This is a genomic window from Ruegeria sp. AM9 (assembly GCF_056540565.1).
In genome coordinates, this window is record NZ_JBQFWY010000002.1 from 89,795 (window position 1) to 103,349 (window position 13,555).

The following is a 13,555-nucleotide window of genomic DNA, read 5'->3' on the forward strand; positions in this document are numbered from 1 at the left end:
AGCCTAAACCTTCGCCTTTTTCTTCTCGGCCAAGACCTTTTCGGCCAGATCGCGGGCGATGGCAAAGGCGCCCTTGATCTTGTCGCTGTCCTTCTTCCAGTCGCGGCGCACAACAATCTTGTTGTCCTTGACCTTGGCCAGCCCGCGTTGGTTCTGGATGAACTCGACCAGCCCCGGAGGCGATGCGAACTTGTCATTATGGAACTGGATCGTGGCCCCCTTGGGCCCGCCGTCCAGCTTGGCAATGCCCGCGCGTTTGCACATCGCCTTGATGCGGACGACCAGCATCAGGGTGTTGACCTCTTTCGGCAAGGTCCCGAAACGGTCGATCAATTCGGCTGCGAAGCCTTCCAGCTCTACCTTGGTCGACAATGACGACAGGCGACGATAGAGGCCAAGACGCACGTCCAGATCAGGCACGTAATCATCGGGGATCAGAACCGGGACGCCCAGATTGATCTGCGGGGCCCATTGGTCATCGGCGTCCGACAGCCCTTCCATCTCACCGGCTTTGATCTTGGCAATCGCCTCTTCCAGCATCGACTGATAGAGTTCATAGCCGACATCGCGCATCTGGCCGGATTGTTCCTCGCCCAGCAGGTTGCCCGCACCGCGAATATCGAGATCTTGGCTGGCCAGCGTGAACCCCGCCCCCAGCGTGTCCAGCGAACCCAGAACCCGCAGGCGTTTCTCGGCCGTCGCGGTCAGGCGCGCGCGGGGTTTGGTGGTGAGATAGGCGTAAGCGCGGGTCTTTGACCGCCCTACCCGTCCGCGAATTTGATAGAGCTGCGCCAGGCCGAACATATCCGCCCGGTGCACGACCATCGTGTTCGCGGTCGGGATATCCAGCCCGCTTTCCACAATCGTGGTCGCCAGCAGCACATCGTATTTACCGTCGTAAAACGCATTCATCCGGTCGTCGAGTTCGCCCGCCGCCATCTGCCCATGTGCCACCACATAAGTCAGTTCGGGCAATTGTTCTTTCAGGAACTCTTCGATCTCGGGCAGGTCCGAGATGCGCGGTACCACATAGAAGCTCTGCCCGCCGCGATAGTGTTCGCGCAACAGTGCTTCGCGGATCGTCACGGCGTCGAATTCGCTGACATAGGTGCGGATCGCCAGACGGTCGATCGGAGGCGTGCCGATGATCGACAGATCGCGCACGCCGGTCAGCGACAATTGCAGCGTCCGCGGGATCGGCGTGGCGGTCAGGGTCAGGACGTGAATGTCGCTGCGCAATTGTTTCAGGCGTTCTTTGTGACCGACGCCGAAATGCTGCTCCTCGTCGATGATCAGCAGGCCGAGGTTGTTGAACCGTATGCCTTTAGCCAGCAACGCATGGGTGCCGATGACGATATCCACCGTGCCGCGCGCCAACCCGTCGCGGGTCTGGTGTGCCTCTTTGGTCGAGACAAAGCGCGACAGCTGCCGAACCTCCAGCGGGAAGCCCCGGAAACGGTCCTTGAACGACGCCGCGTGTTGGCGGGCCAGCAGCGTGGTTGGCGCGATCACCGCCACCTGTACGCCTGACATGGCGGCGACAAAGGCGGCGCGCATTGCCACCTCGGTCTTGCCAAAACCCACATCGCCGCAAATCAGGCGATCCATCGGTGCGCCAGAGTGCATGTCCTCCATGACCTCCGAGATGGCCCGCAACTGATCGTCTGTTTCCTGATAGGGAAAGCGCGCGCTGAACTCCTCCCACGCGTGCGGCGGCGGGTCCATGACCGGAGCCTTCCGCAGAGCACGTTCGGCGGCAATGCGGATCAGCTTATCCGCCATCTCGCGGATGCGCTCTTTCAGCTTGGCTTTCTTGGCCTGCCATGCACCACCGCCCAGACGGTCCAGCAGGCCTTCGTCATGACCATACTTGGACAGCAGTTCGATGTTCTCGACCGGTAGGTAGAGCTTGGCCTGCTCGGCATATTCCAGCAGCAGGCATTCGTGCGCGGCCCCGGCGGCGGTGACGACCTCCATCCCCATGTAGCGGCCGATCCCGTGGTCCACATGCACCACCAGATCACCGGGGGACAGCGATTGGGTTTCGGTCAGGAAGTTCTCGGCCTTGCGGCGTTTCTTGGGCTGGCGGATCAGGCGGTCGCCGAGAACGTCCTGCTCGGCAATGACTGTCAGGCCGGGCGTTTCAAACCCGTGCTCCAGCGCCCAGACCGCCAGATGCAGACCTCGTTTGCCGACGCGCGTACCGTCGGTGACTGGGATTGCCTCGGCCAGACCTTCGTCTTCGATCAGCCCGGTCAGGCGTTCGCGTGCGCCTTCGGAATAAGAGGCAATCAGCACCGGACCCTTGGCCATCTTATCGGTGATATGCCCGGCCAGCGCACCAAACAGGCTGATGCTTTCCTGCTGCCGTTCCGGAGCAAAGTTGCGCCCGATCCGCCCGCCCGCATCAATCACTCCGGGACCGCTGGCCTGCGGCAGAGGGCTGAATTGCAGCACTCGCCGATCCCCTACGGCCTGATCCCACGCGGCATCGTCCAGATACAGCAGACCGGGCGGCGTCGGTTTATACACCGTGTCCATGCGGGAGCGGTTCTCAAGCGCCAGCCGCCGGGTTTCATACTGATCGGCAATCGTATCCCAACGCGCAAGTCGCGCGGGCGTCACTTGATCGTCCACCGTTACGGTCGCATCCGGCAGGTAGTCGAACAGGGTTTCCAGTTTCTCGTGAAAGAAGGGCAGCCAGTGTTCAATGCCCTGATGCTTGCGGCCCGCACTGATAGCCTCATACAGCGGATCATCGGTGCCCGCCGCGCCAAATTCGATGCGGTAGTTCTGCCGGAACCGGGTGATTGCGGCCTCGTCCAGAATGACCTCAGAGACCGGGGCGAGTTCCACCACGTCCAGTTTCTCGGTCGTGCGTTGTGATACGGGATCAAAGCGACGCGCACCGTCCAGGATGTCGCCGAACAGATCCAGGCGCACAGGGCCGGATTCACCGGGCGGGAAGATGTCGATGATGCCGCCCCGGATGGCGTAATCACCGGGCTCCATCACTGTCGGGCTTTGCGTGAACCCCATCCGCACCAGAAAGTTCCGCAGCGCGGTTTCATCAACGCGGTGGTCCACGCGCGCGGTGAATGCGGCCTCTCGCAGCACATCCCGTGCGGGCACCCGCTGGGTTGCGGCGTTCAGCGTCGTCAGCAGCACAAACCTGTCCGGCATCTGGTGCACCAGCGCCGCCAGCGTCGCCACACGGGCTGCTGCGATATCCGCATTGGGCGACACCCGATCATAGGGCAGACAGTCCCAACCCGGAAACACAAAGACCGGCATGTCAGGTGCAAAGAAGGCGAGTGCGGCGCGCATCGCCTCCATCCGCTTGTCGTCGCGGGCGACATGGCAAACCGGCCCGCCGGAACGCGCGATTTCGTTCAGGACAAGCTGCGCGTCAAACCCCTCGGGGGCGCCGCCAACAGTTACGTGGTTCGGAGCCGTCATCGCCTAGCCTTTCCGAATTTTCTATCCCAGAACCCCAATCGAGAAGTTCTGATACATACCCCAAAGCGACGTGATCAAGATCGAGATCATACCGATGATCTGGGTATAGATCCGGCACCGTGTCAGAACTTTGCCGGTAAACTCCAGCGACCCATCACTGCGTCGCAACTTATGCGCGGCCCTAACGTTAATAAGCGTCACAAGGCACATGGGAAACAGCAACAGGAACACGGCCTGGGCGAACTCGATCCCATAATAAAATCCAAGCATCGCAAGGCCAGTGAAAAAGAAACAGCTCAGCCCAAGAATGATCAGTCCGGACTTGTCGACGATGAACAGAATACGGTTGCCGTTGATCCGGACGATATCCAGCAAGTCCTGCTCGGTCTGCCCTCCGACCCGGCGGGCGCGCACCAGCAGATCGAACGGGACACCCATCGCCCAGTGGCTTGCCGATGACCACAGCACGGCCAGCACGATCCAATACCACAGATTCGAAAAGCTGCGCATGTCGATGATTTCGAATAGCGAAGAGTATAAGTCCAAGCGTCAGCCCTTTGTTCTCAGTCCTGAGGGGCTTTTTCGCACTGCTGCGTCCATCCTTACCCTTGAGACCACACGGAATTCATGCCACCCAATGCGGGAATATTCAAGGAGAGCGCGACATGAAACCGACCATCGCCCCCTATCCCCTGACCCGGTTCCGCCGGGCACGCCAGTCGCACGCTGTACGCGGGCTTGTCCGGGAAAACACCCTGACCACGGATGATCTGATCTGGCCGGTTTTCGTGCGCGACGGCGAAGGTGTGGAGGAACCCGTGCCCTCGATGCCCGGCGTCGTGCGCCGGTCGGTCGATTTGATCGCCAAGGCCGCGGTCGAGGCTCAGGCGCTGGGAATTCCGGCGATCTGCATCTTTCCCTATACCGATCCCAGCCTGAAGACCGAGGACTGCGCCGAAGCCTGGAACCCCGACAACCTGTCCAATCGCGCCATCCGCGCAATCAAGGCCGCAGCCCCGAATATCGCGGTGATGACCGACGTGGCACTGGACCCCTACAACATCAACGGCCATGACGGTTACGTGGTCGAAGGCGAAATTGTGAACGATCAGACGGTCGAGGCGCTGGTCAAGATGACCCTCGCGCAGGCCGATTCCGGGGCCGATATCATCGGCCCGTCCGACATGATGGACGGTCGCATCGGTGAGATGCGCCGCGCGCTGGAAACCGCCGGGCATCAGAACGTCATGATCCTCAGCTATGCCGCGAAATACGCCAGCGCCTTTTACGGGCCGTTCCGCGATGCGGTGGGGGCCTCGGGCGCGCTGACCGGTGACAAGAAGACCTATCAGATGGACCCGGCCAACTCGAACGAAGCGCTGCGTTTGATCGAACGCGACCTGACCGAGGGCGCCGACATGGTGATGATCAAGCCGGGGATGCCCTATCTGGATATTTGCCGTCGCGTGAAAGACACGTTCGGTGCGCCGACCTATGCCTATCAAGTGTCGGGCGAATACGCGATGATCCAGGCGGCGGCGCAGAACGGCTGGATCGATGGTGAGAAGGTGATGCTGGAAAGCCTGCTGGCCTTCAAGCGCGCAGGCTGCGACGGCATCCTGACCTATTTCGCGCCCGGGGTCGCCCGCATCCTTCAGGGCTAAAACCCCAGATTGTCGCAATTTTTCGCCGATTGTGATCTACGGCCACGCAGCTTTCCCGTGACACGCAGCCGCAATCGGCGTATTCTTGCACATAAGATCGGGATCACCCGACATATCAGGCAGCAATACAGAGAAAAAAAACATGAGCAGTTCCAACGCACCCCGACTAAGCCGTCGTGGCTTTGCCTTTGGCATGGCCGGTCTGACGGTAACCGCAGCTTGCGGCAACGGCGTCGGCAATTCCAACGCCGCCGCCATCGATGCCCGCGTCGATGCCACGCTGACCGAGATGTATGCGAAATATCCCAACACGGTTGAGATCGCCAACAAAGCCACCGGCATGTTGGTTATGCCCCTGATCACTGACGCCGGGCTGATCTTCTTTGGCGGCGCTTACGGTCAGGGCGCGCTGCGCATTCAGGGCGCAACGGTCGACTACTATTCCGCGATTTCCGGAACCGCCGGCCTGCAAATTGGCGCACAGCAATATACACATGTCCTGTTCTTCATGACGCAGGACGCGCTGAACGATTTCCGCCGCTCCAACGGTTGGACCGCCGGAGCCGACATTGGCTATGTCGTTGATGCAACTGGGAACTCCCTATCCACGGATACAACGACACTGCGCTCGCCGGTACTGGCTGTCGTATTCGGACAAGCCGGCCTGAAATTCGGCGCCACGGTCGAAGGCACCAAATACACGCGGATCATTCCGTAACTCCGAGCTACCACGCGCCCCTCGAACGGCCCCGCCAACAGCCCACCTGTGGCGGGGTTTTTCATTTATAGTTCTGCAAACACGAATATTCTCGGGCTGTTCCTCTTTCGGTCAGTCCGGCCATCCACTAATCTTGCCGAAATCGGAAATGGATCGGGATTAAAGGCCACAAATGGGTTTCGTTTTTCGCTGGCTGTTGCGCCTTACAACGGGTCTGATCCTGCTGGCCCTGGCCGCTGTGGGGCTGGTATACTTCCTGGCCAGCCAGTCTCTGCCGAACTATGACCAGACCGTCGAAGTCAACGGTCCAACCGCCCCGGTCGAGATTATCCGCGATACGGCCAACGTCCCCCATATTCTGGCCGAAAACGACCCGGACGTGTTCTTTGGCCTCGGCTATGCGCACGCGCAGGATCGCTTGTGGCAGATGACCGTGATGCGCCGAACTGCTCAGGGCCGCCTGTCCGAAATTTTCGGCACCCGCACCCTGCATATCGACAAGCTGCTGCGGCGGCTGGACCTCTATGGGCTGGCTCATCGCTCGGTCGAGGTGCAGGACGACTACACCAAAGCCGCTCTGCGCGCCTATGCTGCCGGGGTTAACGCCCGTCTGGATGAGATCAACGAGGCCGCCCTGGGCCGTGGCGCACCCGAGATGTTTCTGTTCAACGCACCCGTGTCCCCGTGGCAGCCCGGCGACAGCATCGCCGTGATAAAACTGATGAGCCTGCAACTGTCCGGCCATCTGGAGGACGAGGTGCTGCGGGCCCGCACATCGCTTATGCTGAACGATACCGCGCGCCTGGCCGACATCCTGCCAAACGTTCCGGGCGCTGGCATCGCGGCTCTGCCCGAATACGCCTTACTGTTTCCCGGACTGCCCCGCTATGCCCGCGGTACGCCGATGCCCGACAGCCCGCTGTCTCCCTTCCCCAAACGCGGGCTGGCCGGGGCGTCGAACGCATGGACTGCCGCGCCTTCACGCTCGGCCAGCGGCGGCACCTTGCTGGCCAATGATCCACATCTGGGCCTCACCGCGCCGGGCATCTGGTATCTGGCCCGGCTGGAACTGGCCAAGGGCGGCGTGATCGGCGCGACCGTCCCCGGCATTCCGGCCATCATGGCGGGGCGCAGCGATCGGCTGGGCTGGGGTCTGACATCCTCGTATCTGGACGATCAGGACGTGCATGTCGAGCAGCTGAACCCAGAAAACCCCGAGGAATACCTGACGCCGGACGGCTACAAGACATTCCGCACCCGCCCTTCGATCATCGAGATCAAGGACGAGGCCCCGGTCACCCTGACCCTACGCTGGACAGAAAACGGCCCGGTCCTGCCTGGCAGTCACTATGATCTTGAGACAATCACCCCGCCGGGTCATGTCGCGTCACTTTCCTGGACGGCGCTCAGCCCGCGCGATACGTCGATGACGGCGTCGATGGCGTTGATGAACGCCGACACTGTCCGGCAGGGCATCGACGCGGCCGAACTGTTCATCGCACCCTCGCAGAACCTGTCGCTGGTCGACAAGGACACGATCGGCCTCAAGCTGATCGGAGCGATGCCGAAACGCGACCTGCTGAACCAAAGCCGGGGCCGCATCCCGACGCCCGGCTGGCTGGCCGAAAACCTTTGGCAGGGTCGCCTGCCCTATACCGATAACCCGGAATTCGTGGCCCCGGTGGGCGGCATTCTGGGCAACACCAACAACAAGATCATCGACCGCCCCTTCCCCGAGCATGTGTCCTATGAATGGGGTGACACCCAGCGCGTGCACCGCTGGGAACGCCTGATGCAATCGCGTGAGGTCCACACCCGCGACAGCTTTATCGAGGCGCAGCTAGATACCGTCAGCTTCACCGCCCGCTCACTGCTGCCGCTGATCGGGGCCGACCTTTGGTTTACCGGAGCCTCCGCCCCCGAGGGTACGCCCGAACGCCAACGCCAAATCGCTTTGTCCCTTCTGGCCGAGTGGAATGGTGAGATGAACGAACACCTGCCGGAACCGCTGATCTACGCCGCATGGCTGCGGGCGTTGCAAATCCGTCTGATCTCGGACGACCTCGGACCGCTGGCCGCCGAATACAAACATGTTCAGCCGTTGTTCATCGAACGCGTCTACCGCGATATCGACGGCGCTTCGGTCTGGTGTGACGTGCGCCAGAGCGCCCCGACCGAGACCTGCACCGACATGGCGCGGCTGGCCTTGGACGACGCGATCATCTGGATTTCCGAGAACTATGGCAGCGCGCTGCAATCCCTGCGCTGGGGCGATGCGCATCAGGCTACCCATGACCACCCGGTTCTAGGCGCGGTTCCGGTGCTGCGGTTCTTTGTCAACATACGCCAATCGACCAGCGGCGGTGACAACACCCTGCTGCGTGGGCGTACCGCTGGCGAAGGCAAGAACCCGTTCCGAAACGTCCACGGTGCAGGCTATCGCGGGGTCTATGATTTTGCCGACCCGGACAGCTCGGTCTTTATCACCGCCACCGGTCAGTCCGGCCATTTCCTGTCGCGCTATTATGACGATCAGGCGCAGCTGTGGCGGCGGGGTGAGTACATTCCTATGTCGCTGGACCTTGACCTGGCGCGCGCGGCCGCCGTCGGTGTGACGCACCTGATCCCGCGCTGATTTCGCCTGTTTCGGCAGGACCTTGCCCCTTTTTTCGGGCGCCGTGGACGCGGACCCGTCTTTTCGCCTACGATCTGGGGACCAACAAGTTGGGACCGGGGGCACAAATGGCAAGTTTACGGGATAGGCTGAACAATCTCGCACGCGACTATGCGATCGCCTGGAGCTCGGGCGACCCGAACGCGGTGGCCGAGTTTTTTGCCCCTGACGGGCAGATGATCATGAATCGGACAGAGACATTGCAAGGTCGGGCTGCAATCGCCGAGATGGTGCGTGGATTTCAAGCCGATTTTCCCGATCTTGAACTTCGCTGCGATATGATGCGGTGGGCTGGTCATCACGCGATCTTTGTCTGGACGTTTGAAGGCCATCACGCCAGAACCGGCAACTACGTCCTGACCAGAGGATGGGAAGAATGGGATCTGAGCGAAGACCACAAGGTACTGTCCTCACAGGGATGGTTCGATGTCGAGGATATGCAGCGCCAGATTGACGGCGCCTGACCGCTAAAGCGCCCCGAATTGCGCCGCCTGCTTATCCGTCCATAAGACAGTGATCTCGAACCCGTCCTCGGTCTGCTTTTCGGATCGCACGACATCCTGCCGGAACAGCCAGGCGCGCTTGTTGCCCTCGGCAAAGCCCAGCGTCAGCGTCTGTTCGTGGCGCGCGCCCTGCAGCTTTGTGGCGATCTCGGCCAAAAGGGGCTCGACCCCCTCACCCGTCACCGCCGAGATGGCAAAGATCGATGGATCACGGTCTGCACGTTTGAATGCCGCCTCACGCTCTTCAGCGTTCAAAAGGTCGATCTTGTTCCAGACCTCAAGCCGAGGCCGTTCGTCATCGACCCCCAACGAGGTCAGGATCGTCTCGACATCCTGCGCCTGCGCGTCGGTTTCTTCGTGGCTGATGTCCCGGACATGGACCACGATATCGGCGCCCAGAACTTCCTCAAGCGTCGCCCGGAAGGCCGCGACAAGTTCCGTCGGCAGGTTCGAGATGAACCCAACCGTATCCGACAGGATCACCTCAGGGCCATCGGGCAGCTCGACCCGGCGCATGGTCGGGTCCAGCGTGGCAAACAGCATGTCCTTGGCCATCACCTCGGCCCCGGTCAGGCGGTTGAACAGCGTGGACTTTCCGGCGTTGGTATAGCCCACCAACGCAACAATCGGATACGGCACCTTGGCCCGCGCGGCGCGGTGCAGCGTGCGGGTCTTGACCACTTTCTGCAATTGCCGCCGCAAACGCACCAGTTGCTCATCAATGGCGCGACGGTCGGCCTCGATCTGGGTTTCACCGGGACCACCGACAAAGCCCAATCCGCCCCGCTGACGTTCAAGGTGGGTCCAAGCCCGCACCAGACGGGTACGTTGATAACTGAGCGCGGCCATCTCGACCTGCAGCACACCTTCGCGGGTGCGGGCCCGGTCGCTGAAAATCTCGAGGATCAATCCGGTCCGGTCGAGAATCTTGACCTTCCACGCCTTCTCGAGGTTGCGCTGTTGAACCGGCGACACTGGCCCGTCGATCAGCACAAGTTCAATCTCGTTTTCGTGCAGACGTTCGGCCAGTTCCTCAATCTTGCCGCTGCCGAACAATAGGCCGGGCTGGGCACGTTGCAGGCGCACGATCTCGGATCCGATCACGTCAAGATCGGGTAAAGCGGCGGCCAGTGCCACCGCCTCTGCCAGCGCCGGTTCAGGGACACGGCGCTGTTCGTCTGATTTGATTTCCGGATGCAGCACCCAGGCCCGGGTGCGCGTCCTGTCATGTTCCATCAAGAGGCGTCTTCGCCCTCATACAGGCTGATCGGCTGCGACGGCATGATGGTCGAAATCGCGTGCTTGTAGACCAGCTGCGACTGTCCGTCGCGGCGCAGCAGCACGCAGAAATTATCGAACCAGGTGATCACGCCCTGCAATTTCACACCGTTGATCAGGAAAATTGTGACCGGTACCTTTGCTTTCCGTACATTGTTCAGGAACGCGTCCTGAAGATTCTGTCTGTCCGAAGCCATATTTTTTTATCTCGCCGTTGTTCTTGCTACGCGCTGCGGACCAACGCGCTCCCTCCGGCTGAGTATGGAGTGGAGTTAACCGAGTTTCCAGATCAAAAATCAGTCATTGCGCGACTGTTTAATCTTAATCCCGCCAGAGGCTTGGCGTAATCAACGCGATGATCGCCAGCGTTTCCAACCGCCCGATCACCATTGCCGCACACATGGTCAGCTTGGCCCCCGCAGACAGGTCAACGATCCGGATCGGTATATCCGTGGCAAGTTCGATCAGCGGACCCGTGGTGCTGAGCGACGCGACGGTCAGCACCATGGCCTGTTCGAATCCCGCCCCCATCAACCCAAGCAGCAGGTTGAACAGCGCCGCCGTCAGCGCGAACATCATCAGGAAGATCCAGGCGATGAAGGCACCGTCGCTTTGTATGCGCCGGTTGCCGCCGCCCTCGCCGCTGACCGATGAGGGATAGATCAGGCGGTCGATCTCGCGCGCGCCGTTCAGGTAAAGCGCGAACACCCGCAGCAATTTGACCCCGCCTGCGGTGGTTGCGACGCCGCCGCCAATCAGGGCCAGCCCCATCAGGATCAGACCCGGCGTACCCAGCCCTGAAAGTTGCTGCGCGTCATTCCAGTTGGCGCTTTCAAACCCGGCGGTGGTCAGGAAAGACAGCGCCGTGAACGTCATCCCCCAGAATACCCGAACGGCGTCAATCGGGTTCAGCGTGCCGCCGATTTCGTTGACCCCGGCCCAGGCGCGGAAAAACAGCAGCGTGGCAACGGCGATCACGATCATAAGGCCGATCCGAAACTCCGGGTCCTTGTCCAGCCGCGAATACCCCGTTGTGGCGGTATCGGTCGAGAAGGTCAGCCGCGACAGGGCGAAGAACAGAAACAGGAAGAGGATCGCCTCACCGGTGAAACCGGCCTGGGCGCCCTCAAGCCCGCCAACCGGCGAAATGCCGGACGTGGCCATCGTGGACATGGCATGGCAGATGGCGGTCAGCCCCTGCTCGCCCGCGATCAGCAGCAGCAGCCAGATCACCGCTGTCAGCCCCGCATAAACCGGTGTCAGAGTCTGCGTTACCCGGATCAGGCGCCCGCGCGGGTCGACCTTTTCGCTTTGCGCCACGCCCGAGACCGGACGGCCGGGCTGTCCGCGCGCGGTTACTTCGAACCCGCCCAGCGACAGTGGCGCCAGGATCGCCGCCGCCGAAATCCACATCAGCAGACCTCCCATCCAGCCCACCAGCGCCCGCCATAGATGCAGGGGCGCGGTCAGGCGGTCGGGATCGGGGAATATGTCGGCGCCCGTGGTCGTCAGTGCGCTGACCATATCAAAATAGGCGTTCAGGAACGTCGTGTTTCCCAGCGCATCATGCAGCGGGATGGCAAGGAACACCGGCAAAACGGTGAAACAGCCCAACAGAACCGCCAACTGTCCCAGTGTCCCGCGACGCGGCACCCGGCTGGACGACGCCATCGCAATCGTACCCACCACGAACAGGCCCAACAGGCCCGAGTAGAAAAACGACCGCGAAGCGTCGTGGTTATCCAGCGCCAGCGCATAGATCGCGGGTATCCACATGGACAGCGAAACAACACCCCAAATCAGCAGAAACAGCGGCAAGCGCCGCACCAGCCCGATCCGTTGTGTCCTTGCCCGTATCATCAGAAGAAATCGATCGAAACCTGCATCAGCCGTTCGACCTCCGGGACGTCCTTGGCCATCGCGAAGATCGCCAACACGTCCTTTTCCTCGATCCGCAAACTGCCGGTGGGGCGCAGCAACTCATCGCCCTTGCGGACCGCGCCCACCAGAACGCCCTCGGGAAAGTCGATGTCGCGCAGTTTCTGGCCGGCCATGGGAGAGGTCGACAGCACCTCGGCCTCGATCACCTCGGCCTCGGCATCGCCGATTGAATAGACCTGACGCACCCGCCCGTGCCGGATGTGGCGAAGGATCGAGCTGACCGTGGTGGCGCGCGGGTTGATATAGGCGTCGATCCCAAGCGGACCCATCAGCGCCACCATGCTTGGGTCGTTGATCAGCGCAATCGCCAGCGCGCAGCCTTCGGCCTTGGCGCGCACGGCGGCCAGCATGTTGGCGCGGTCGTCATCGGTGACCGCCAGCATCGCATCCGCACGTTCAATCCCGGCCTCGCGCAGCAGGGCAGCATCCAGACCGTCGCCGTTCAGAACAATGGTACGTTCCAGCGCTTCGGCAGCCAGCTCGGCACTGTGGCGGTCACGCTCGATGATCTTGGCGCGAACCCGGCTTTCGCGTTCCTCAAGCGTCCGCGCGACCTCGAGCCCGACATTGCCGCCCCCCACGATCACCACCCGGTCCTGTTTCTTTTGCGTCTTGCCAAAGACCTCCATCGTGCGATCCACGTCTTTGACATTGGTAAAGACATAGCATTCGTCGCCGACAAATAGCTGATCCTCAGATTCCGGGGCAAACAGGCTGCCGTCGCGCCGGACGCCCACAACAATCGAGCTGAGCGTCGAAAACAGATCCGTCAACTGGCGCAGCGGCGTGTTTATGATGGGGCAGTCTTCATCGATACGGATGCCCAGCAACTGCGCCTTGCCATCCATGAACGTCTCGGTATCGAAGGCTGATGGTGCGGACAGGCGGCGCATGGCGGCGGCAGCAACCTCGCGCTCGGGGCTGATCACCACATCGATAGGCAGGTGGTCGCGGCGGTACAGGTCCGAATGGATCGCTTCAAGATAGGATTTCGACCGCAGGCGGGCGATCTTGCGCTGGATCGAAAAAACCGAGTGCGCCATCTGGCAGGTGACCATGTTCACCTCGTCCGAATGGGTCGCGGCTATGATCATGTCGGCATCACGGGCCCCTGCCCGGTTCAGCACGTCCGGATAACTGGCGAACCCGGCGATCCCCTGCACATCCAGCGTCTCGGTCGCGCGGCGCACCAGATCGGGGTTGTTGTCCACCACCGTTACGTCGTTAAGCTCGCCCGACAGATGCCGTGCAATCTGCCAGCCAACCTGACCGGCACCGCAAATTATGACCTTCATGTTTTTGGCCCTTCTGCCTGAAA

General features: G+C 61.5%; 10 protein-coding genes. 4 read left to right on the forward strand and 6 right to left on the reverse strand.

What is annotated here, in order from left to right:
* Positions 1–3: 3 nt before the first annotated feature.
* Both mfd and ACR0DO_RS05275 read right to left on the reverse strand, forming a co-directional pair.
* Positions 4–3,459 (reverse strand): transcription-repair coupling factor, encoded by a 3,456-nt coding sequence (mfd, locus tag ACR0DO_RS05270; protein ID WP_480557069.1) that lies wholly within the window; start codon positions 3,457–3,459, stop codon positions 4–6.
* Positions 3,460–3,480: 21 nt separating this feature from the next.
* Complete coding sequence (locus ACR0DO_RS05275; RefSeq protein ID WP_170443709.1) at positions 3,481–4,005, reverse strand: component of SufBCD complex; 525 nt, start codon at positions 4,003–4,005, stop codon at positions 3,481–3,483.
* Positions 4,006–4,124: 119 nt separating this feature from the next.
* On the opposite strand from ACR0DO_RS05275, the gene hemB reads away from it, so the two are divergent.
* The 4 genes from hemB (at position 4,125) to ACR0DO_RS05295 (ending at position 8,979) form a co-directional block, all read left to right on the forward strand.
* Positions 4,125–5,123 (forward strand): porphobilinogen synthase, encoded by a 999-nt coding sequence (gene hemB, locus ACR0DO_RS05280; protein ID WP_480557070.1) that lies wholly within the window; start codon positions 4,125–4,127, stop codon positions 5,121–5,123.
* A gap of 142 nt (positions 5,124–5,265) precedes the next feature.
* Positions 5,266–5,841 (forward strand): lipid-binding SYLF domain-containing protein, encoded by a 576-nt coding sequence (locus ACR0DO_RS05285; RefSeq protein ID WP_480557071.1) that lies wholly within the window; start codon positions 5,266–5,268, stop codon positions 5,839–5,841.
* A gap of 172 nt (positions 5,842–6,013) precedes the next feature.
* Entirely contained in the window at positions 6,014–8,476 is a 2,463-nt protein-coding gene (locus tag ACR0DO_RS05290; protein ID WP_480557072.1) for a penicillin acylase family protein, read from the forward strand.
* A 107-nt stretch (positions 8,477–8,583) separates the two neighbouring features.
* Positions 8,584–8,979 carry an ester cyclase gene (locus ACR0DO_RS05295; RefSeq protein WP_480557073.1) on the forward strand — a complete coding sequence of 132 codons (396 nt, stop codon included), beginning with the start codon at positions 8,584–8,586 and terminating at the stop codon, positions 8,977–8,979.
* A 3-nt stretch (positions 8,980–8,982) separates the two neighbouring features.
* On the opposite strand, the gene hflX is transcribed toward ACR0DO_RS05295, so the two are convergent.
* The 4 genes from hflX to trkA form a co-directional block, all read right to left on the reverse strand.
* Positions 8,983–10,254 (reverse strand): GTPase HflX, encoded by a 1,272-nt coding sequence (hflX, locus tag ACR0DO_RS05300; protein WP_480557074.1) that lies wholly within the window; start codon positions 10,252–10,254, stop codon positions 8,983–8,985.
* Positions 10,254–10,493 carry an RNA chaperone Hfq gene (hfq, locus tag ACR0DO_RS05305; RefSeq protein ID WP_010440340.1) on the reverse strand — a complete coding sequence of 80 codons (240 nt, stop codon included), beginning with the start codon at positions 10,491–10,493 and terminating at the stop codon, positions 10,254–10,256. The genes hflX and hfq overlap by 1 nt, the downstream gene beginning before the upstream one ends.
* 124 nt (positions 10,494–10,617) lie before the next feature.
* Positions 10,618–12,156, reverse strand: coding sequence for a TrkH family potassium uptake protein (locus tag ACR0DO_RS05310; RefSeq protein ID WP_170443697.1), 1,539 nt, complete (start codon positions 12,154–12,156; stop codon positions 10,618–10,620).
* Positions 12,156–13,532: a Trk system potassium transporter TrkA gene (trkA, locus tag ACR0DO_RS05315; protein ID WP_170443695.1), complete on the reverse strand. Its 1,377-nt coding sequence runs from the start codon at positions 13,530–13,532 to the stop codon at positions 12,156–12,158. Before trkA ends, ACR0DO_RS05310 begins: the two co-directional genes overlap by 1 nt.
* Positions 13,533–13,555: the final 23 nt, after the last annotated feature.

What these genes read in the sequence shown, in the direction of transcription:
- ACR0DO_RS05295 (WP_480557073.1), top strand. Translation starts at nt 8,584, where the DNA reads ATGGCAAGTTTACGGGATAGGCTGAACAATCTCGCACGCGACTATGCG.
- mfd (WP_480557069.1), bottom strand. Translation starts at nt 3,459, where the DNA reads ATGACGGCTCCGAACCACGTAACTGTTGGCGGCGCCCCCGAGGGGTTT.
- ACR0DO_RS05285 (WP_480557071.1), top strand. Translation starts at nt 5,266, where the DNA reads ATGAGCAGTTCCAACGCACCCCGACTAAGCCGTCGTGGCTTTGCCTTT.
- ACR0DO_RS05310 (WP_170443697.1), bottom strand. Translation starts at nt 12,156, where the DNA reads ATGATACGGGCAAGGACACAACGGATCGGGCTGGTGCGGCGCTTGCCG.
- hflX (WP_480557074.1), bottom strand. Translation starts at nt 10,254, where the DNA reads ATGGAACATGACAGGACGCGCACCCGGGCCTGGGTGCTGCATCCGGAA.
- hemB (WP_480557070.1), top strand. Translation starts at nt 4,125, where the DNA reads ATGAAACCGACCATCGCCCCCTATCCCCTGACCCGGTTCCGCCGGGCA.
- ACR0DO_RS05290 (WP_480557072.1), top strand. Translation starts at nt 6,014, where the DNA reads ATGGGTTTCGTTTTTCGCTGGCTGTTGCGCCTTACAACGGGTCTGATC.
- trkA (WP_170443695.1), bottom strand. Translation starts at nt 13,532, where the DNA reads ATGAAGGTCATAATTTGCGGTGCCGGTCAGGTTGGCTGGCAGATTGCA.
- hfq (WP_010440340.1), bottom strand. Translation starts at nt 10,493, where the DNA reads ATGGCTTCGGACAGACAGAATCTTCAGGACGCGTTCCTGAACAATGTA.